19 protein-coding genes are annotated in these 20,030 nt (G+C 61.9%); 11 read left to right on the top strand and 8 right to left on the bottom strand.

What is annotated here, in order from left to right:
* Both ACRQEG_RS02765 and ACRQEG_RS02760 read left to right on the top strand, forming a co-directional pair.
* Window positions 1–1,392 carry a pyridoxal-phosphate dependent enzyme gene (locus tag ACRQEG_RS02765; RefSeq protein WP_320757420.1) on the top strand — a complete coding sequence of 464 codons (1,392 nt, stop codon included), beginning with the start codon at window positions 1–3 and terminating at the stop codon, window positions 1,390–1,392.
* 99 nt (window positions 1,393–1,491) lie between these two features.
* Complete coding sequence (locus ACRQEG_RS02760; protein WP_320757419.1) at window positions 1,492–2,166, top strand: 1-acyl-sn-glycerol-3-phosphate acyltransferase; 675 nt, start codon at window positions 1,492–1,494, stop codon at window positions 2,164–2,166.
* A gap of 57 nt (window positions 2,167–2,223) precedes the next feature.
* On the opposite strand, the gene ACRQEG_RS02755 is transcribed toward ACRQEG_RS02760, so the two are convergent.
* Complete coding sequence (locus ACRQEG_RS02755; RefSeq protein ID WP_284901156.1) at window positions 2,224–3,591, bottom strand: alpha/beta fold hydrolase; 1,368 nt, start codon at window positions 3,589–3,591, stop codon at window positions 2,224–2,226.
* A 138-nt stretch (window positions 3,592–3,729) separates the two neighbouring features.
* Here ACRQEG_RS02755 and ACRQEG_RS02750 point away from each other — a divergent pair, with 138 nt between their 5' ends.
* From ACRQEG_RS02750 to ACRQEG_RS02720, 7 genes are all read left to right on the top strand, one after another.
* Window positions 3,730–3,984, top strand: a complete 255-nt coding sequence (locus ACRQEG_RS02750; protein ID WP_320757418.1) for a 50S ribosomal protein L7/L12 — start codon at window positions 3,730–3,732, stop codon at window positions 3,982–3,984.
* 191 nt (window positions 3,985–4,175) lie between these two features.
* On the top strand, window positions 4,176–5,576 hold the full coding sequence (locus ACRQEG_RS02745; RefSeq protein ID WP_320757417.1) for an ATP-binding protein: 1,401 nt from the start codon (window positions 4,176–4,178) through the stop codon (window positions 5,574–5,576).
* A gap of 181 nt (window positions 5,577–5,757) precedes the next feature.
* Window positions 5,758–6,597 (top strand): aldo/keto reductase, encoded by an 840-nt coding sequence (locus tag ACRQEG_RS02740; protein WP_320757416.1) that lies wholly within the window; start codon window positions 5,758–5,760, stop codon window positions 6,595–6,597.
* 177 nt (window positions 6,598–6,774) lie between these two features.
* Complete coding sequence (thiD, locus tag ACRQEG_RS02735; protein WP_284901747.1) at window positions 6,775–7,578, top strand: bifunctional hydroxymethylpyrimidine kinase/phosphomethylpyrimidine kinase; 804 nt, start codon at window positions 6,775–6,777, stop codon at window positions 7,576–7,578.
* Between the two features lie 3 nt (window positions 7,579–7,581).
* Window positions 7,582–8,151 (top strand): YdcF family protein, encoded by a 570-nt coding sequence (locus ACRQEG_RS02730; protein WP_435717781.1) that lies wholly within the window; start codon window positions 7,582–7,584, stop codon window positions 8,149–8,151.
* Between the two features lie 39 nt (window positions 8,152–8,190).
* On the top strand, window positions 8,191–8,913 hold the full coding sequence (locus ACRQEG_RS02725) for an HD domain-containing protein (RefSeq protein ID WP_320757414.1): 723 nt from the start codon (window positions 8,191–8,193) through the stop codon (window positions 8,911–8,913).
* Window positions 8,910–10,133, top strand: a complete 1,224-nt coding sequence (locus ACRQEG_RS02720; RefSeq protein ID WP_320757413.1) for a serine hydrolase domain-containing protein — start codon at window positions 8,910–8,912, stop codon at window positions 10,131–10,133. The genes ACRQEG_RS02725 and ACRQEG_RS02720 overlap by 4 nt, the downstream gene beginning before the upstream one ends.
* A 97-nt stretch (window positions 10,134–10,230) precedes the next feature.
* Here ACRQEG_RS02720 and dnaB read toward each other — a convergent pair whose 3' ends face one another.
* The gene (dnaB, locus tag ACRQEG_RS02715; RefSeq protein WP_274732598.1) at window positions 10,231–11,595 is read right to left on the bottom strand and encodes a replicative DNA helicase; all 1,365 of its coding nucleotides are present in this window, start codon (window positions 11,593–11,595) and stop codon (window positions 10,231–10,233) included.
* A 374-nt stretch (window positions 11,596–11,969) separates the two neighbouring features.
* Here dnaB and ACRQEG_RS02710 point away from each other — a divergent pair, with 374 nt between their 5' ends.
* Window positions 11,970–13,403 (top strand): MATE family efflux transporter, encoded by a 1,434-nt coding sequence (locus ACRQEG_RS02710; protein WP_284901595.1) that lies wholly within the window; start codon window positions 11,970–11,972, stop codon window positions 13,401–13,403.
* A gap of 354 nt (window positions 13,404–13,757) precedes the next feature.
* Here the strand turns inward: ACRQEG_RS02710 and rplI are convergent, their stop codons facing one another.
* From rplI to rpsF, 4 genes are all read right to left on the bottom strand, one after another.
* Window positions 13,758–14,213, bottom strand: coding sequence for a 50S ribosomal protein L9 (rplI, locus tag ACRQEG_RS02705; RefSeq protein WP_016442030.1), 456 nt, complete (start codon window positions 14,211–14,213; stop codon window positions 13,758–13,760).
* Between the two features lie 11 nt (window positions 14,214–14,224).
* A complete protein-coding gene (gene rpsR, locus ACRQEG_RS02700) occupies window positions 14,225–14,464 on the bottom strand; it encodes a 30S ribosomal protein S18 (protein WP_016442031.1) in 240 nt (79 codons plus the stop codon).
* Window positions 14,465–14,634: 170 nt separating this feature from the next.
* Window positions 14,635–15,207 (bottom strand): single-stranded DNA-binding protein, encoded by a 573-nt coding sequence (locus tag ACRQEG_RS02695; protein WP_016442032.1) that lies wholly within the window; start codon window positions 15,205–15,207, stop codon window positions 14,635–14,637.
* A gap of 57 nt (window positions 15,208–15,264) precedes the next feature.
* Entirely contained in the window at window positions 15,265–15,555 is a 291-nt protein-coding gene (rpsF, locus tag ACRQEG_RS02690) for a 30S ribosomal protein S6 (protein ID WP_016442033.1), read from the bottom strand.
* Between the two features lie 287 nt (window positions 15,556–15,842).
* On the opposite strand from rpsF, the gene ACRQEG_RS02685 reads away from it, so the two are divergent.
* Window positions 15,843–16,514, top strand: a complete 672-nt coding sequence (locus ACRQEG_RS02685) for a TetR/AcrR family transcriptional regulator (protein ID WP_284901579.1) — start codon at window positions 15,843–15,845, stop codon at window positions 16,512–16,514.
* Window positions 16,515–16,567: 53 nt separating this feature from the next.
* Here ACRQEG_RS02685 and ACRQEG_RS02680 read toward each other — a convergent pair whose 3' ends face one another.
* Complete coding sequence (locus ACRQEG_RS02680) at window positions 16,568–17,653, bottom strand: hypothetical protein (RefSeq protein ID WP_320757412.1); 1,086 nt, start codon at window positions 17,651–17,653, stop codon at window positions 16,568–16,570.
* Between the two features lie 61 nt (window positions 17,654–17,714).
* Window positions 17,715–19,976, bottom strand: coding sequence for a transglycosylase domain-containing protein (locus ACRQEG_RS02675; protein WP_320757411.1), 2,262 nt, complete (start codon window positions 19,974–19,976; stop codon window positions 17,715–17,717).
* Window positions 19,977–20,030 lie beyond the last annotated feature (54 nt).

Below are 20,030 nucleotides of genomic sequence, written 5' to 3'. Positions count from 1 at the left end.
ATGACTCAATTACCTTCACCCGAGCTCATCGCCGCAGCCGCCCGCACCCTCGCGGGCACGGTGCGCCGCACCCCGCTGCAGCTATCAGAGCGCCTCTCCGCCACCCTTGGCCGGCCCGTTTACCTCAAACGCGAAGATACGCAGGTTGGGCGCAGCTATAAAGTGCGCGGAGCATACAACGCGATTCACGCGCTCGGGGAGAAGGAACGCGCCGCCGGGGTGGTATGCGCCTCCGCCGGCAATCACGCGCAGGGAGTGGCGTACGCCTGCAACCACCTGCAGATTCACGGCAAAATTTTCCTGCCCGCCACCACGCCGCGCCAAAAACGCGAACGCATCCGCGATATCGGGGGCGCCTGGGTGGAACAGATTATTGGCGGACCTACGTTCGACGCCGCAGCCGGCGCCGCCCTGGCTTACGCCTCTGCGCACGGTGCAACCTTCGTGCATCCCTTCGACGCCGCCCCGATTATCGCCGGGCAGGGCACTGTCATCGCCGAAGCTTTTGAGCAGTGTGTGGAGCAAAGCGGACAGGAACCCGAAGCGGTACTGGTGCCGGTGGGCGGCGGTGGGCTGCTGGCCGGCACCGCGATCTGGGTGAAAAACACGCACCCGCAGACCCGCGTCATCGGGGTGGAACCCACCGGTGCCGCCTCCATGCAGGCCGCTCTGGCCGCGGGCGGGCCGGTCACCTTGGAGTCTGTCGATAATTTCGCGGACGGCACCGCAGTGGCGCGCGTGGGAGACCTCACCTACGCCGCGGCGCGCGATCTGGTGGACGGCTTTATCACCGTTCCCGAAGGCGCGCTGTGCACCGAAATGCTCGAGCTCTACCAGGTGGAGGGGATTATTGCCGAACCTTCCGGCGCACTCGCCCCGGCCGCGGTAGGGCGCCTGAACACCCTGGTCGAAACCCGCGTGGGCGCTAGTACCGGCGGCGCGTGCTCTAGTACCGGCGACGCGGGCTCCAGCGCGGGTGCCGGAACAGCAAACGGGAACGACGCCGCTATCTCCGGCAGTGGCGCAGATCCCGCCGCCACGCCGCGCCCGCTCATCGCGGTGATTTCAGGTGGAAATAATGACGTGTCCCGCTACGCCGATATTTTGGAACGGTCGATGGTCTACGAAGGGCTGCGCCACTACTTCCTCGTGACCTTCGCCCAGAAACCCGGGGCGCTCAAGGAATTCCTCGACCGCGTGCTCGTGGCCGACGAAGACATCGTGTACTTCGAATACACGAAGAAAACCAATCGCGAAACCGGCCCGGCGCTGGTCGGTATCGATATCCAACACCCGGAAAACCTCGCTGACCTGCTGGATCGCATGGATCGCTCCGGAATTGATATTCACAAGGTCGAACCCGGCTCGCCTGAATTCCGTTTCTTTATCTAGGCTCGGCACCTGGCCGGCGCTGCGTCGTCGTACTTAAAAGCCCTGCGCAAGAAGCGGGTACAATACCGGCCAGACGCCACCCTCCGCGAAAGGACCCCCATGGCATTCCGTAGCGCCGCCGCACGCATTTTCCGCGCCTGCTCCCGTTGGACGTTTGTGCACGAACCCCTCGCGCCGAAAACAATCCTCATCGGCGCCCCGCATTCCTCCAATTGGGATGGCATTTACGATATTGTCGCGTTTTGGAGTTACGGGCGCTCCATGAAATTCCTGGTCAAAAATTCGCTCGTGCAGGCCCCGGTGCTGGGTGCGGTGGTACGTGCCGTCGGTGGAATTTCGGTGGATCGCAAGCATCCCAGCGGAATCGTGGGCTCGCTGCTCGAACAGGCCGAACGCAGCCAAGAATTCTGCGTGGCGCTCGCCCCGGAAGGCACCCGGAAGGACGTTCAGTACTGGAAATCCGGTTTCTACCGTATGGGCCTGGCCGGACGCCTGCCCATCACCCTCGGCTTCATTGATTCGCGCACTAAAACATACGGGTGGTGGAAGCACCTCTACCTTTCCGGCGACGTCGAGGCAGATATGGACATCATCCGCGATTTTTACCGCGATTTCGTGGGGAAGAACGGCATCAAGCGCTCGGTGCCGCGCTTGCGCGCTGAGGACGACGCCGCAGCCCGCGCCCACCTCCTCGACGGCATCGACCTGGACGAAGCACGTGCTTTTGCGATTCGGATGAATCGGGAAACCGGCGGGGTGGGGATAACCGAGTAGCGGCCGGGGCCTACCGCGGTGGCGCGGCGTGAGCGGCCGGGGCCGCTGAGCTACCGTTTACCGCGCCCGGTGCACCGCCTCGAGCAGCGCACTGATCACGGTATGCGGATCACGACCCAGCGCATCGTGCTGGTAATCATCACTCACCAGCGCGGTCAGGCCGCGGATCCGCCCCGCGGTTTCCAGGGAAATATCGGCCGGCACGTACATATCCTCACGGAAAATCCACGCCGCCACCGGCACCTGGTTGCCACCCAGTACATCCGGGCGATACAGATCATGCCAGGACGTGCGGAAAGCCAGCTCATTAGCCGCGCCGCGCAGCGGGAGCAGCGCCGGATCCTGCTCGAACTGCCAGGGGAAAACACTTTCCCCTGAGAAGCGGAAACCGTGGCCTTCTTTACGCAGATCAGTTTCTCCCACCCCGCCCATCGCGAGCGCGGGAATAGCAAATTCGGGGAATTCCCCGCGGACCCGGTGCGCGGCCCAGGCCAGCGGGCCGGTGCCGGATTGCGCATAGATCGCTTCCTGGAGCGCGAAATAGAGCGGGGCGCGCGCGGCGGACACCGCTTCGCCCACGCGCTGAAGGAAACCGGGACGCAACCGGCGTTGCCCGCGGAAGGACCAGACCGGGTCTTCAAGCAGGTAGTGGAGCTGCTCGAAGCCGTGGGTAAAGCCGAGGCGCTGGCCGAGCTGGCGGAACCGCGCCGGGGTGAGGCGCTCCCCGGTAGGCAGAATTTCTTCCACATCCGCAAGGTGGGTGGCGATATACCAGGCGGTATCCTCGTCATCCGGGTAGCGCTCGAAATAGGCGCGATGCCGGGCGGCCAGCCGCGGGAAAGTCTGCCGGTACACGGCTTGCGGGCCCTCGTCCAGACTGGGCAGCCCGCCGGTGATCATGGCTTCACGCAGCCCCGCGGGTGCGTAGGAAAGATAGGAAACCGCGGCGAAACCCCCGAAGCTTTGCCCCAGCACACTCCACGGTTCATCGCCTTGGAGGTGGCGGCGCAGGTGTTCGGCGTCGTTCACAATAGAGTCCTGGCGGAAACAGGACAGCAGCGCGGCCTGGGCGGCGGGACTGCCGGCCGCGGTAATGGTGAGGGAATCGAGCGGATACGAATTGCCGGTGCCGCGTTCATCGAGCAGGACGAGGCGATAGTGGTTGAGTAGCAGGTCCTGCCAGCCGCTCAGCCCCGCCGGGCGCGGTGCCGCGTGACCCGGCCCGCCTTCCAGATACACCAATCGCGGCGCATCCTCGCGGCCGGCCCGCACGATTTCCCGCGCAAACACCGTGATAGTAGCGGGAACATGGGCGATATTTTCATCCGGGGGCAGCTCGGTGAACGCACCAAAGTAATCAAGGGGCACCTGGATGCGGTGCTCGATGACTGTGTAGCCCTGAAAACGATAGGTAACCGCGCTCATACCGTGAAGATTACCTGAGCGAGGCGCAGTTCTCGCCGGCTGTACGGTAGCTCTCATTTCTGCGGGGCCGCAACGGGCAAGAAGATAGAATAATAAATACGTACGGTTAATGCGAAGGCGCACGTTCAAGGAGGAACTGTGGGTAAGTGGTTCGATCAGGCTACGGAAATTGAGCGCTTACGGAAGGAAAATAAACGCCTGCACGCTGTTATTGCGCAGTTGCGGGCGCGGTTGGGCACTGTTTCGGGCGACGACGCCGCAGCTGACTACGGGGTCAGCGCTGAAGAACGTGCTTTGGCTGCCAGTGGGCGCACGGTTGAGGCCATCAAAGCCTACCGCGAGCGCACCGGCGCGGATTTGGTGACCGCTAAAAATGCCATAGATTCGCTCTGAGCTGTGAGTAAGCCGCCCAGGCGCCGGGGCGAGTGGCTCGGGGCTTCCCGGTAGCTATAACAGCTACTCTCACATCTACTCTAAACTACTCTAACGTCCGGTGTGAGAGTAGAAATCCGCGCCATAGCAACGTTTTCTCGGGGTCTCCCGAAGCTACTCTAAAGCTACTCTAACAATGTTAGAGTAGATGCATGCTGCAGCGTAGCGTGGAAAGCCTTCTCACTCTTCCGGTTCATGAAGCCGTGGAAGAGCTCCTTCGTTTGCCAGAAGACCAGTGGTACGAACGAAAAAGCGGATCCATCCAACCCAAGGATCTTGCGGAGGATATTGTCGGCATGGCGAATGCGGAGGGCGGCGTTATCGCCGTCGGTCTTCATAACGGCTCCCCGGCACCGGTTTCCGATAAAGCAGCAAATGCGATCCGGCAGGCGGCTATCGACTTTACCAATCCGCGGGTCCGGATTGTTATTGATGACATAGTTATCGAGGGCGGGCGGATAATGCTCCTAAGCGTTCCTCCTAGCCGCGATGTTCACGAAACTAATAAGGGTGATTGTTTCCAACGGATTGGGGACGAAACACGAAAACTCACTTTCCGGCAACGCCAAGAACTTGAGTGGGATCGTGGTTTCGTTGGCTTTGATGGCGCTCCCGTTCCCGGCGGAGAGCTGGATGATCTCGACGAAGAACAATTGGAAGCTTACCGCGCCCTCCTCAGCTCATCCTCGGGAACCAATGCGCTACGCGCCCGCGACCTCATTGATCGTGATGGTCAACTGCGGGTAGCCGGCTACCTTCTTTTCGCAAAAAATCCGCAGCAGGTTTTTCCGAACGCCTACGTGCGAGTGGTCAAATATTCCGATAATGAGCGCGGTGCCGGGCGTTTCCAGAACGTAGAAGCCGGGAAAGATATTCGCGTAGGCGGCCCCCTCCCGCAGCAAATTACGGAAGCCAGCCGCATTATTGAAGAATTCCTGCCGGGGCACCGCCGGCTCACAGATGCGGGCACATTTGCCGATGTGCCGATTATTCCGCGTGAGGCATGGCTGGAAGGCCTGGTCAATGCCGTGGTCCACCGTTCCTATGGCATCGCGGGCGACCATATTCGAGTGGAGATTTTTCCGAACCGTATAGAATTCACCAGCCCCGGGCGTTTTCCCGGTCTGGTTGATATTTCCCATCCGGAAAAAATTGGCCGCAAAGCCCGCAATCCGCGTATTGCCCGAGTTTTCTTCGATATGGGTATCACTCAGGAGCTGGGCGAAGGCATCCGGCGTATTTTCGAAGAAACCCGCCGGGCCGGGCTGGCCGAACCGCTTTACGTGCAATTATCCGAGGCCGTACACCTCACCCTGCTGGCCAGCAACGCGATTCCGGAGGAAATCATGCGGCAGATCGGGCCGAGCGGCCGCGCGATTCTCGACGCCCTGCGCCTGGCCCAACAGCCGTTGGGAACTGGGCAAATCACCGAGCTTGTGGACCTTGCCCGTCCAACTGTGCTCCGCCACCTCAACCTGCTGCGCGATGCCGGCGTGCTCCGCTGGAATGGCAAATCCCCGCGCGATCCCCGCGCCACCTGGGAGCTGCTATAAAGCTACTCTCACATCTACTCTAAACTACTCTAACGTCCGGTGTGAGAGTAGAAATCCGCGCCATAGCAACGTTTTCTCGGGGTCTCCCGAAGCTACTCTAAAGCTACTCTAACAATGTTAGAGTAGCTGGCCGGGTGCCAGAGTGCGGCTGCGCCGTCGTACCTTCTGCAAGAATAGAGCCATGGCAACAATCCCGCTCCTTCCCCTCAATTCCGGCCATTGGATTCCGCAACTGGGAATCGGAACCTACCGTATGGACGAGGCCACCGCGCGCCTGGCCGTGCGCGAGGCGCTCGCCATGGGCTACCGGCATATCGACACCGCGCAAATGTACGGCAACGAAGCCGCGGTCGGCCAGGCAATCGCGGAATCCGGCGTGGATCGCGAGGATATTTTCCTCGTCACGAAACTCGATAACCCCAATCACGCCCCGCGCGCCGTGCGGGAGACTTTCGCGCGTTCACTCGCGCAGCTCGGAACCGATTACGTTGATCTGTTCCTCATTCACTGGCCCATGCTCAGTGGAGATTACGTGGAGGCGTACCAGGTCATGGAGGAATTCGTGGCTGACGGCCGCGCTCGCGCGATCGGCGTGTCCAATTTCGAGCGCCACCATCTTGAGGCGCTGCGTTTCGCCGCTCATATCCAGCCCGCCGTCAACCAAATCGAAGCGCACCCCTATTTCCAGAACGCCGAGGTCACGCAGTACTGCATCGCCGCCGGGATTCGCGTGGAAGCGTGGGCGCCGCTGGCGCGCGGCGCTGTGAACGACGACGCCGTGCTTGCCGAGCTGGCGGCCGCTAAGGGATGTACCGTTGCCCAATTGGTATTGCTCTGGCACCTTTCGCGCGGGAGGATCGTCTTCCCCGGCGCCTCCTCCACCGCGCACCTGGCCGAAAACCTGGCCTGCCTAGATTTCACTCTTCTCAAAGAAGAAGCGGAGGAAATCGACAATATGGATCGTTTCGAAGCCGGGCGTACCGGGCGCCACCCCGATACCTTCCGCCGCAATGGGGAATAGCGGCTGAGCTGGGCTAATTGCCGAGACTTTGATGTCCAGCGCATAAAACGCCCCATAAATATGGCGTAGCCCTTCGCTAGCATAGAAGTGGTGAAAGGCAGGTCACGCCCCGGTGGGTTGGGGCGCAATATCAGGTGAACGTCACCGTGCCAGGAACCCGTAAGGAAAAGGAGCGGAATGTATTTTGCATACACCATCGCCGGGTCTGAAGCTACCGGCGGTGCTGGATTCCAAGTTGATTTGAAGACCTTCCAGCAGCTCGGGGTGTACGGCATGGGCACGCTCACGTGTATCGTGTCCTTCGACCCGAACAATAACTGGAACCATCGCTTCGTGCCCGTCCCTCCGGAAGTGATTAGCGCCCAGATGGAAGCGGCGCTGCGCTCCCAGAACATTCGCACCGCGAAGGTCGGCATGCTCGGCCACCCGGATACTATTGAGGCGGTGCGCGCCGGGCTCGCTTCCCAGGAATGGGACAATGTGGTGGTGGATCCGGTCCTCATCTGCAAGGGTCAGGAACCGGGCCAGGCACTGGATACCGATAATGCGCTGCGCACTAAGATTCTTCCCTTCGCCACCGTCACCACCCCAAATAATTTTGAGGCTCGTACCCTCTCCGGCTTGGATACGCTGGAAACTGAGGAGGATCTCATCGAAGCTGCCAAGCGCATCGGTGAGCTCGGCCCCAAGTACGTGGTGGTCAAGGGTGGGATTGATTTCCCGGGACCGGATGCCGTGGATGTGCTCTGGGATGGTGAGAAAGCCACCGTGTACCGCGCCCCGAAGATCGGTGAAGAGCGCGTATCGGGTGCCGGCTGCACCCTGGCCGCCGCCATCACCGCGGAACTGGCTAAGGGTGTGGAGATCCACGAAGCCGTGCAGCGTGCCAAGGATATGGTGACCGCCGGTATCAAGGCTCGCGTAGAAGCTAATACTCCCTTTGCCACCGTGTGGCAGGGTGCTTACCGGGATCAGGACTAGGCCATGTCCGGCATCGATCCGGCCGTTCCGGTCATTATTGTGCTGGGCGGCCGGATCGTGCACACCCGCCTGGGGTATCTACCCAGCGGTAGTTTGAAACGCCGCCTTGCACGGGCCCTGGCTGAATATCGCTACGCGTACTCGCGCGGGGCACGCCCCGCCCTCATCTGCTCGGGTGGGCGGGCCTCACCCGGAGTGCCCAGCGAAGCCCAGGTCATGGCCTCCTGGCTTGCCTCTCGTGGAGTGCCGCGCAGCGCGATCTTGGCAGAAAGCCACTCGCGCACCACCGAAGAAAATATGGGAGACTGCGCAGCGCTGCTCCGCCGGTACGATCCGGTTCCCGGGCTACTGCCCGATGGCACCATCGCCGCGGTCATCGTGACCTCCTGGCAGCACGTGCCCCGCGCCCGGTACTTCGCGGTGAAATTCGGATTTACCCCGGTCATGCGCGGGGCCAGCCTCGCGCCTTCCACCACCCCGAAAGCCCTTTTCTGGGAATTGGGCGCGGTGGGGATTTACCTGGCGCGGGTAGTGACGCGCCGGGTGCGTAAACGGCGTCGTCGTAGCACTTAAGTACGGAAGGGAGCTGGCACGGCGTGCCACAATAGAAACGTGACAACGAATCCGTATCTGCGCCCCGCCCTCGCGTTCCTGCGTCAGCACCTGGAAGGTGCCCCGGCCAGCCCGCGCGCCCGCCGCTATCGCTATGAACACTGTTTGCGGGTGGCGGCCATCGGGCGCGGAGTCGCGATGTCCGAAGGCCTCGCGGTAGATACCCTCGAAATTGCCTGCCTGCTGCACGATATCGGGAAATTTGATTCCACGCGGCCGGTGGATCACGGCCGGGCCGGCGCGCGAATCGTGCGCCCCTTTTTGGAAAGCCTGGGCATGCCGGAAGCGGAGGTCACGGAGATCTGCCAGGGCATCGCTATGCACACCGATGGCCGCAGTGAATATCCGGAAGATTCTCCCGAATATCGCGGCCAGCGCGAATATCCGGCGGAGGCCAGCGTGCTCGCGCGATCGGTCGGGGACTGCGATAACGTGGACCGTTTCAGCGTCTACCGCATCCACGACACCCTGCTGTATCACAATATGGACGCCATGCCACTGCCCGAGCAACTCGATTTTATTGACGGATACCTGGCGCGCCTGGGGCGCGAACGTAACTACCACTGCGCCACCCGCAGCGCGCAACGCCTCTGGATTGAAGCACTGGAATTTCAGGAGTATTACTTTTCCCGGATGCGTGAGCAGCTAGCCACCGCGCACCCGTATATGGACCTTGCCGAGGGAAAATCACTACCCTCGGCGCACTCAAGGAGGAATCCATGACAACATTCACGCAGGCGCGCGATTCCATTCACGGCTCCTACGCCCCGGAATTTGCACGGGTGGTGGACGCTTTCGCCGCCTCCATCGCCACCAACCAAGATCGCGGCGGGCAAATCGCGGTCCTCTGGCACGGCGAACCCGTGGTCAATATTTACGGGGGCTGGAACCCGCCCGCCGGTGCAAATACCGGGGGCGGCGTGGCCGATGGCGCCGTCGTTGAAGATCCGATCACAGAGCGCATACCCTACCCGGATAACGCGGTGCAGCTTATTTTCTCCCAAACGAAAGGCCTGACCGGGATTTGCTTCGCGGATTGCGTGGCACGCGGGCTTATCGATCCGGATGCCCGGGTAGCAGACTATTGGCCCGAATTTGCCGCCAATGGCAAAGAAGATATTCGGGTGAGTCAGCTGGCCAGCCACTCCGCCGGCCTGCCCGGTTTTGACCATATTCTGCCCGCGAGCGCGCTTTTCGACTGGGATCTTATTACGTCCGAGCTCGCCGCACAGGCCCCGCGCTGGGAGCCCGGAACGAAACACGGCTACCACGCACTCTCCATGGGCTATCTGGCCGGGGAGCTGGTGCGGCGGGTTTCTGGCCTCACCCCGAAGCACTACCTGGAAGAAAACTTCCGCGCGCCCCTCAACCTTTCTGTGTGGATCGGTTGCCCCGAATCTGAGCGGTCGCGCATCGCCAAGCATTTCTGGGGGCCTCGCACCCAGGGCTGGGGCGGGGCGCTGCGCCAGGCCCAGGCCGATCCGAAGTCCACAACCTCCTACGCCTACCAATCCCCGAAGGATACCGATTCGGCCATCACCGACCCGCATTTCCTCGATGCGGAAATGCCCTCTATTAACGGGCATGCTGATGCGCTCTCCTTGGCAACCCTCTACGCGATGTTCTGCGATGGGCGCTATGCGCGCTACGATGCCGAGCTCATTACCGCGGTATCGGCCACCCGTGCCGAAGGCTTCGACGAAGTCCTCTGCGATTCGACCTCCCGCTACGGGCTGGTCTTCCAGCTGGGTAGCCAGCGCGAACCCATGCTCTCCCGCGGCAGCTTCGGGCACAACGGGCGCGGCGGCTGCCTTTCCTTCGCGGACCCGGGCACCGGGATCTCCTTCTCCTACGTGGAAAACCAGCTTTCCTCCGAGCCACTGCCGCAGGCGCGCGTCTGCCGGCTCCTGGCCGCGGTACGGGACAGCCTCGAGTTAGCTTAGCTAACCCAGCGGCAGAGTGCCGATGGTAGAAAAAGTATTTTACGCGGGGGTGCGTTGCAGATCGGCAGCGGTACCCCCGCGATTTTGCTCCACAGGCTTAGTTTTCCGCGAGGTTCGCGAAACGCGCGTAATGGCCCTGGAAAGCCACTTCCACGGTGCCGGTAGGTCCGGAACGCTGCTTGCCAATAATGACTTCCGCCAGGCCGGCCTTCTCAGAATCCTGATGGTACATATCATCGCGGTGGATAAGAAGGACGACGTCGGCATCCTGCTCCAACGAACCCGATTCACGCAGGTCAGCCACCTGAGGGCGCTTATCATTACGCTTTTCCGAATCACGGTTGAGCTGCGCCACCGCAATAATAGGAATTTCCAATTCCTTAGCGAGCAACTTAATCGAACGTGAAAACTCCGAGACTTCCTGCTGGCGCGATTCGGGAACCTTCCCGGCCGAAGCCAAAAGCTGGAGGTAGTCAATCACGATCATCTGAATATCGTGCTGCTGCTTAAGCCGGCGTGATTTCGCGCGGATTTCCGGCAAGGTGAGATTCGGAGAATCATCCACAATGAGCGGCGCGGTAGAAATACGTTCGACGGCGCCGGCGACTTTGTCCCAATCCTGCTGTGTCATCTCACCTTTAATCATGCGATCTTGGAACACTCCCGCTTCGGCAGCGAGCAAACGCATCGACAACTCCGTACGGTTCATTTCCAGGGAGAAGTAGACCACCGGTTGGTGATTGTGGATGGCTGCCTGCCGGCAAAAATCCATCGCCAGAGTGGACTTACCCGCACCCGGGCGGGCCGCCACAATAATCATCTGCCCGGCGCGCAGGCCGTTGAGCTTGGCATCCAGGTCAATAAACCCGGTGGCCACACCTTCTAATTGACCCGCGCGTTCCGCGTTCTTCTCCAGCTCATCCAAAAGCCCGGGAACGATTTCCGCCATCGTGGCGTAATCCGTGGCCTCACGCGATTGCCCGAGGGAAAACACCTCCGATTGCGCCATATTAATGAGGCCCATAACATCCGCGCCGTCGGTAGTGTAGCCGAGCTGGGCGATGCGGGTGCCCACTTCCACCAAGCCGCGCAGCTGGGATTGTTCGCGCACAATATTCGCGTAATATCCGGCATTCGCAGCCGTGGGCACCGAAGCAACCAGGGTGTGCAGATACGGCAGCCCGCCGATACGCTCAAGATCCCCGCGTTTTTTGAGTTCCGCGCCCACGGTAATGGCATCTGCCGGCTCCCCGCGCCCGAAAAGCTCCAGGATGACCGTGAAGACCGTGGCGTTTGAGGGATGGTAAAAATCATCGGCGGTCAGTACGGTCACCACATCGGCAATGGCATCTTTGGAGAGCAGCATTCCACCCAACACAGATTGTTCCGCCGAGAGGTTTTGGGGAGGGGTACGTTCGAAAGATGACCCCTGCATCTTTGCACCGTTATTGACGACGGACATAGCTTCCCTTTCTCGGCGATAGATCTCCACTGGCTTTCGTAACCCGTTTACGAGGTGAATTTCAAGTTAATTCTCCTGCGCGGATGTGTAAACACGCCGGTGGATCCGTGCATAACCGGTGGACAAACTGTGGATAGCTTGGGGATTGTTCACCATTTGTACCCACAACTATCCACAACTGTGGATGGAGTGGGGGAAATCCCCGGTATCCCGTCCCCAAGTTTGTCCACAACTGTGGAAAGATATGACTTCGAGTTCTCCACACACATATGCGGTGATGTCGATCACGTTGAGGCTTTCCTCAAGTACTCATCGCCTTTGGTTGGTAGCACCGGTTCCGGACGACCCTCCCGGGCTCGGCTAAGCTTGCGGACGTGACGACACCCGAGAAGCATCCTGACGGCCCCGTTGGGGACCGCACAAACAGTGCCAACAAAGACGAGTCCTACACCACTGACTCCGGTACGACCAGCTCCAAGACCCCCACCACCAAGCACGCTATCGACCGCGAGATCGCGCGCCTGGCCCTACCCTCCCTCGGTTCTCTCCTGGCCGAACCACTTCTCGTCGCCACGGATACCGTTATGGTCGGCCACCTGGGTACCGGGCCGCTTGCCGGCCTCGCCCTCGCCTCCACAATTCTCACCACCCTCGTGGGGCTGTGCATTTTCCTGGCCTACGCCACCACCTCCGCCACCGCCCGCTACGTGGGAGCTGGCCGCATGAGAGCCGCCCTGTCCCAGGGCATGGATGGGCTCTGGCTGGCCGGTACCCTGGGCGTGCTGCTCGGAGCGATCCTGGCTATTTGGGCACCCCAGATTCTGGCGGTCTTCGGGGCGGAGGGAGTCGTTATCACCGAGGGGGCACGCTATTTGCGTTTCTCCGCCGCGGGGCTCCCCGGTATGCTCGTCGTCCTCGCCGCCACCGGAACCCTGCGCGGGCTCGGGAACACCACCACCCCCTTCAAGGTTTCGGTACTCGGCGCACTCGTCAATATTCCCCTCAACTTCGTTTTCATCTACCCGGCCGGGCTGGGCCTGGCCGGCGCCGGAATCGGTACCGCGGCGGCACAAACGGTCATGGGCGTGGTCCTTACCGGCGTCGTCGTACATCATGCGCGCGAGCACCACGCGCCGCTCGCACCGCGTGGAGTGGGTGTGCTCCGCGCCCTCCACGATTCCGTGCCCCTCATCGTGCGTTCCGCGGTGCTACGCGTGCTGATCCTGCTGCAAATAACCGGGGCGACCCAACTCGGCACCGAAGCGCTGGCCGCGAACCAGATCACCATGACCATCTGGAATTTCGCCTCCTACGGGCTGGACGCCCTCGCCATGGCCGCGCAAATCCTCGTGGGCCAAGCCTCCGGGGCCGGTGATGAATCGCGCCTGCGGGTAGTGCTCGGGCGCTGCCTGAGCCGCGGTATGAGCGTCGGTGCTGTACTGGGGGCCGCCACCGTTCTCACCTCACCTCTTATCGTGCGGATTATGAGCACCGCGGGGGACGTGCGCTGGCTGGCTTTCTGGGGCCTCCTCGTGATTGCGGTATTTTTCCCCATCGCCTCGGTGGCATTTATTCTCGACGGCGTCCTCATTGGCGCGGGTGATCTGACGACCCTGGCGTGGATGATGTTTATTCCCCTTGCCCTGTACGGGCCTATGGTGCTCGCTCTGCTGGAATGGACATCCGGACAGCCGGGATTCATCTGGCTGTGGATCGGCTATGCCGGGGTGTGCATGAGCGCCCGGGCCCTGCCCATGTACCTGCGGGTACGCGGGGAAAAGTGGGTGCAGCTCGGGAGCTCGAGCTAGGCCATGGCCCAGGGCCGGGGAGGTAGGGCGCCGGACCCGGTATGTGTTTTCCGGGGTGTACTGCGGATGTCGTACATACGAAGTACACCTCCGAAAAGACCTAGCACCCTCGCAGGTGCTGGTGTGATTTCTGAGGTTCGTGTGGACGGTGACTCGGGGCCCGTGATTCGTAGAGCCCGTGACGCGTGGCCCGTGACTCGTACTCGTGGAGACCGTGGGAGTGCGGACAGGTGTTGTACGGCAAGTGGCACGGTAGCAGCGGCGGCACGAAACTTGCCCGGGCAGCACAAAGGCGGGGGAGACCACATCCGGTTCTCCCCCGCCTTCGCGTGCTGATCAGCTAGCTATCAGCTATTACTTCTTGGGTGCGCGCAGCACATCCACCTGAAGGGATGCCGTGACATCCTCATGCACCCGCACCTTGGCGGTGTAGCTGCCCAGGGACTTGATCGGGGAAGCAAGCGTGATCCAACGCTTGTCCACCGGCTTGCCCACGGTTTCGGTGGCGGCTTCGGCGATGTCCTTGGAGGTCACCGCACCGAAGAGGCGGCCGTTTTCGCCGGCGGCCTTCTTCACCTGCACCACGGCTTCGTTAAGCGCATCGCGCAGCGCGTGCGCGGCTTCCAGATCGGTGATGGAGCGCTTGCGGCGCGCTTCGGCCATCTGGTCGATCTGCTTCTGGGCACCCTTGGTCCACGGAGTGGCGTAGCCGCGCGGCAGCAGGTAGTTACGGCCGTAGCCGTCCTTGACGGTGACAACGTCACCGGCGGTGCCGAGGCGTTCGACGTCGTGCGTAAGAATGAGCTTCATTATGTGCCTCCTTAGCGAGCGTTGCTCGAGTAGGGAAGCAGAGCCATCTCACGGGCGTTCTTAATCGCCTTGGCGATCTTGCGCTGCTCCTGAACGTTGACACCGGTCACGCGGCGGGCGCGGATCTTGCCGCGGTCCGAAATGAACTTGCGCAGCGTAGCGGTGTCCTTGTAGTCAATATTGCCAACCTTGATGGCCTTCACCGGAGCGGTCTTCCGCTTCAACGGCTTGCGAAGATGTCCCTTCGCCATAGTTTTCTCCTAATGTTGCTGCGACCCGTGCCTAGCGCAATTCCCGCGAATCCCGCGAATCCCGCGTGTCACACTGTGCGGCGCGCTGCGGGGCGGTAGCCCGAGTCAAAATGTCAATAACTGGTGTGTGCGTAGTCCCGAAAATCTAGAACGGAAATCTAGACGAAAATTTAGAACGGGGGCATATCGTCAAAGGCGGAACCGCCCTGCGGGGCTTGCGGCTGCTGGCTCCACGGATCGTAAGCCGAGCCGCCCTGCGGGGCGTTGTAGCTGGCCTGACCCCCGTAGGAGCCCTGCCCGCCCTGGCCGCTTGGCGCACCCTGACCGCCCGGGTTCTGGCCGTAGCCACCCTGGTTGCCGCGGTTGTAATTACCGCCGCCACTGGTTTTCGTGACCTGGGCCTTGGCGTAGCGCAGCGAGGGCCCGATTTCATCAACCTGAAGTTCCAGACCTTCGCGCTGTTCTCCGTTCTGGGTCTGGTAACGGTTGACCGTAAGTCGGCCCGTTACCAGCACGCGCATGCCCTTCGACAGCGATTCGGCGACGTTCTCCGCGTAGTCCCGCCACGCCGAGCACCGCACGAACATTGGTTCGCCATCTTCCCACTGGTCTGTTTGGGCATTGCGCTTGCGCGGGGTGGAAGCAACCGTGAAGCTCGCGACCGCCACACCACCTGACGTGAAACGCATTTCCGGATCGGCGGTGAGGTTACCGACGATCGTAATGACCGGTTCGTTTGCCATAATCGCTCCTATTACCCCGTTGTTTTCTCAGATTCGGTTCTTACGCTGGCGGTACGTTTACTTTGCTTCGCGACGCAGGAGCTTGATGCGGAGCACGTCCTCATTGAGGCCGAGCTGGCGGTCAAGTTCGCTTGCGGTTGCGGGAGTCGCCTTCATATCGACGACGACGTAAATGCCCTCCGAGTGCTTGTTAATGTCATAAGCAAGCTTCCGGCGGCCCCAAATATCGACCTTTTCCAGTTCGCCGCCCTCATTGGGGACAACCTGGAGCAGCTTCTGAACGTTGGTCGACAAATTACGTTCGTCAACGTTCGGAGAAAGGATGATCATCATCTCGTATTCACGCATGTCTACCCACCTCCTCTGGTCTAAACGGCCGCGGTCCGTCCGCGGCAGAAGGGTTATGCGTTGACCCGCCCATTCGCATGCTTAGGCCCGCGAACAGATAGGTCAGTCCCTCAGTCTAGCCGGTGCCAGCACTCTTTTCCAGATGGTTAAATATGGAGCGGCCCACGCCTTTTCGCCTGTATTTCCATGAGAATCCCGGCCCTGAACGCAGGGGGAACGGTAGACTTTCCCTAGGTCGCTCCACCGCGATTGTGGCGGCCTACCGGGCACAAAAACAGGAGCGAGCTATGAGTGAAGGTGAAGCACCCACCATGCAGGAAAAGCTGCTGGATGCGGCCCGTGCGCAGCTTGACCGCGCCGGTGCCGAACAGCTTTCTATGCGCGCGATTGCTCGCTCCCTTGAGCTTTCCCCGGGTGCTCCCTACCGCCACGTACGCTCTCGCGAAGAACTCCTCACCACCCTGGCGGCCGAAGCCTACCGCGACCTGGCCGGGTCAATGCGCCAGGCGGCGGACCAGAAGATGTCGGGGCGGGAACGCTGGGTGGCGGCCTGGCGTGCCGCCCACACCTGGGCCCTTGCTTACCCGAATCGTTTCTCGCTTATTTACGGTGCCAGCGCCATTGATTTTTCCAATCCGGAAATGACCACGGCCGCGGCCCTGCGCGTCCCCCTCGAATTGGCTCGCATCGCGAAAGGTGGGCGCAATAAGGCCCTGACCGGCCCGGAAACCCGCGCGCTCGGTGTGGATTTATGGCGAATTCGCATGACCTTCGGTTCCCTCGATGCGGAGCTGGCCGAGCTCCCGGACGGCCTCATCGTCTCCGTGATCCGCGCGTGGACGGAACTGGTAGGAACCATCACCCTGGAGATGACCGAAAGATACGCCGGCCTGTTCGACGACCACCTCGGCTACCTTGATACGGTCGCCAACCAGTGGGCGGGAACCCTTCAGCTCTAGGTCACCGTGCAGGAAGCCGAAAGGCCCAACTTGAGGCGCCCGGCGAGCTAGCTCTAGGCGAGTGGCAGTCCGGACTCCGCTCCGGTCACGCGCGCGTGCAGCTCGACCACCTCCGCGGCTCGCCCGGTGGGAGCGGGCCCGAACGCAGCAATGAAGCGCGTGGTGGCGTGGCCGGTGCGGGCGGCGTCGTACTGCGTCAACCACCGGAGCATTTCCTCGTGCGCAACCGGATCGCAGAGCGCCGACGACGCATCGTACTCGGGCCAGCGCACGCTGGGCGCCGCGATCCCAACTCGCCAAGGTTTGGCGGTGAGGCGCGCCCGGTACGATTCGTACACCCGGCACAGGCGCATATAGAGCGGGTCGGAACCGAGCTGGTTGAGGATCATCTGCGCTTCCCCGGAGTCCGCGGCAATACCTTCGACCGCCACGATGACGCGGAAACCTTTGAAGGTGCGGTAGACGAAAATCGGCCATGCTGCATTGAGCCGCGCGAAATGTTCAATCCGGTCAAAGGCAATGAGTTCAGCTTCGATCATGTACTGGCGTACCGGCGCCGTTTCGGTGATGAGCCCCGGGATGGAGGCGGGATCGGAGGCGGTGTTCGACACGGTAGTCGATGCCGGTTCCGGTGCGGGATCAAAAGCCGATCCGGCGGGCCGCTCCTGTTTCTGCGCGCCGAACCCGAAAAGTCGAGCGAAGAAACCGGGCTTCTTGGGGGATCCTGCCGCATGTTCCCCGGCTCGCCTACCGGCTCGTTTGCGGCCGCGGGCGCGGGCTGCTTCTTCTAATTCGGGAACGTCCACATCCGCGATGAGGATATCCGACGTATTGAGAACTTCGGCTCCGTAGCGGTTCCGCGTGACCGCACAGGTAGGAGTGCCGTTCTCCGTGCTGAGAACAGAAAGAATCTCTTCGCGCAGCGGGGTGCCCGGATAGTATTCCGCGCGCGCTTGGCGTTCGCGCGGAAAATGACCGAGTTCAGCAATGCGATCAACGAGGCGCTGCAGCCGCACCCTCGCGACTTTTTGCGCTTCTTCTTCCGAATTCGCGGACCAGCCCCATTGCGCCACCGTGGCCGGCCCCGAGGTGGTAGATACCGGGGCGCTCTCCCGCGCCCAGAAGGGATAGATCTTCATGACTCCAGTCTAAAACGCGGGTGGCTCACACTTCGAGAGCGTGGAGCGCACTAGCCCGCGCTTAACCAACCGCACCGGGAACGCCCTCACGTTCGGCCGGCTCTGTAGGCAGCGGGATCGTTTCCGTGGGCGGGGCGGGCATCCGGGTGGGCTGCAGCTCCGGGGGCACGGTCGCGCTCGGTTCAGGCTCCGGCGCCTCGGTGGCCGGCGCGGGCTGCTCGGTAGGCTCCGCGCTCGGTTCGGGCGTCGTCGTTACTTCTTCCACCGGTTCGGGGCGCGTGGGGCGGTAGCTGGGGCGCTTATCCCCAATAAGCTCCGGTTCGGGGAATTTCGGCAAATCCATACCGCCCGTAACGGCCTTCATGAAGTCCACCCACATATCCACCGGGTAGCCGTTCCCGCCGATACCCCACGGGTAAGCACCCCAGCCGCCCAGCGATTCTTCCTCACCGTTCGGCCCGATCTGGAACATATTCACCGTGGTAATAATCTTCGGGTTGTAGCCCACGAACCACGCGGATTTCAAATCCGTGGAAGTCCCGGTTTTCCCGGCCACCTGGAAGCCGAGCCGCCCGGCCCGATCCGCGGTCCCGCGCGGGCCGGTGGGCTCCTGGAGCAGTTCGTTGAGATTATCGGCAACACGCTGGTCGAGCACCCGCTTACCGGCCGTATCCGCGCGGTACACCACGGTTCCCTGCGCGTCACGCACCTCGCTGACCAGGTGGAGGGGCACACTCACCCCGCGGTTGGCGAACCCTGCGAAAGCCTGGGTGAGTTCCTTATTGGTGGGCGAAGCCGAACCGAGCACATTGGTGAGGGAATTATCCAGGCCCGGCGTGGTCTCCGGGATCCCGGCCTCAATCGCGGCGGCGCGGGTATTGCGCGGCCCCACTTCCTCGTTGAGCTGCGCATAGTACGTATTCACCGAGTTCGCGGTAGCTGTGCGCATATTGATATTGCCCATATTGGCGTCGTCGAAATTACTGATCGTGATATCGCCAATTTTTAGTTCCGCGGGGGAATTGTAATAGGTGCCGTCGATGGATTTGCCCTGCTTGAGGGCCGCGAGCGCGCCGAAGGGTTTGAATGTTGATCCGGCCTGAGCGCGATCCTGCGTGACGGTATTGCGCTGGCGTTCCTGATAGTCCGCGCCGGCGTACATCGCGTAAATACCGCCGGTGGAGGGGTCCGCGGAAAGCATGCCCACGTAGTTGTTCTCCGGGCGGTCCTTGGGGAGCGCATTGACGACATCGACCGCGGCCTGCTGCATGGTCGAGTCAAGTGTGGTGACAATCGTATAGCCACCCCGGTTGAGGCTGTCCTCGGTGAACTTTTCCGTGGCGATAAGTTCCTGCTGGGCGGCGGCCAGCAGGTAGCCGTTCGTTCCGCTGAATTGCTTGGCTGCAACATACTCGATGGTCGCGGGCATGGTGGCACCCGCGGCCTGGTCAGCGGTGATATAGCCGTCTTCGAGCATGCGGTTAATGACCCGGTCGAAACGTTGGGCAGCTCGCTCCGGATCAACCGCCGGGTCCCAGGCGGAGGGCGCCGGAATAACCGCGGTGAGGAGCGCGGCCTGGTCCAGGCTCAGCTGCGCGGCGGGAATCCCGAAGTAGTTCTGGGCCGCGCTTTCGATGCCGTAGGCGCCGCGCCCGAAGTAAATCGTATTGAGATAGTTTTCCAGAATGTCCTGCTTGGAGGAATTGCGATCCACCTTGACCGCGAGTACGGCTTCTTTCACTTTGCCGATGTAATCGGTGGTGGTGCCCAGGTAGTAGTTTTCCACGTACTGCTGGGTGAGGGTGGAGCCGCCCTGGCGCGCCCCGCCGCGGATATTATTGACGACGGCGCGCGCAATGCCACCCAGGTCAATCCCGGAATTGGAGTAGAAGGTGCGGTCTTCGGAAGCAACCACCGCATTCCCCACGTAATCCGGTAGGGATTCCAGGGGGACCGGGGTGCGGTTCACCTCGTACATGCTGCCCAATTCGGTGCTGCCATCGCGGTAGTAGAGAGTGGTTTTTTCCGCGGTCGCAATATCATCGGGGCTGGGGACAGGTAGGAAAATGTAGAGGGTCACCAGGGCAACCAGCCCGCCGAAGCCCAGGGTGAAGAACAGCCCGAGCACGAAACGCCACGAGGGAATCCAACGGTGAATCGGCCCCTTACCACGGCGCGGATAATTCCATACGGAGCGCTTGCGGCGCGCGCCAGCGCCCGGTCCGCCCCGGCGCGCTCCGGCACGACCCGCGGGAACTGCGCCGCGCCCAGCTTGCGTGCGCGTGCGCTCCTTCTGTGTCCGACCCGTTCGCGTTCCAGCCATCGTTACTCCCTACCGGCGCGCGGTCGCGCCGCGTATCTAGTCTGCCTCAGGTCA

It is taken from the genome of Actinotignum stranguriae (assembly GCF_051265215.1).
Classification (GTDB): Bacteria; Actinomycetota; Actinomycetes; order Actinomycetales; family Actinomycetaceae; genus Actinotignum; species Actinotignum schaalii_C.
This window is presented reverse-complemented; position numbering and strand designations above follow the sequence as displayed.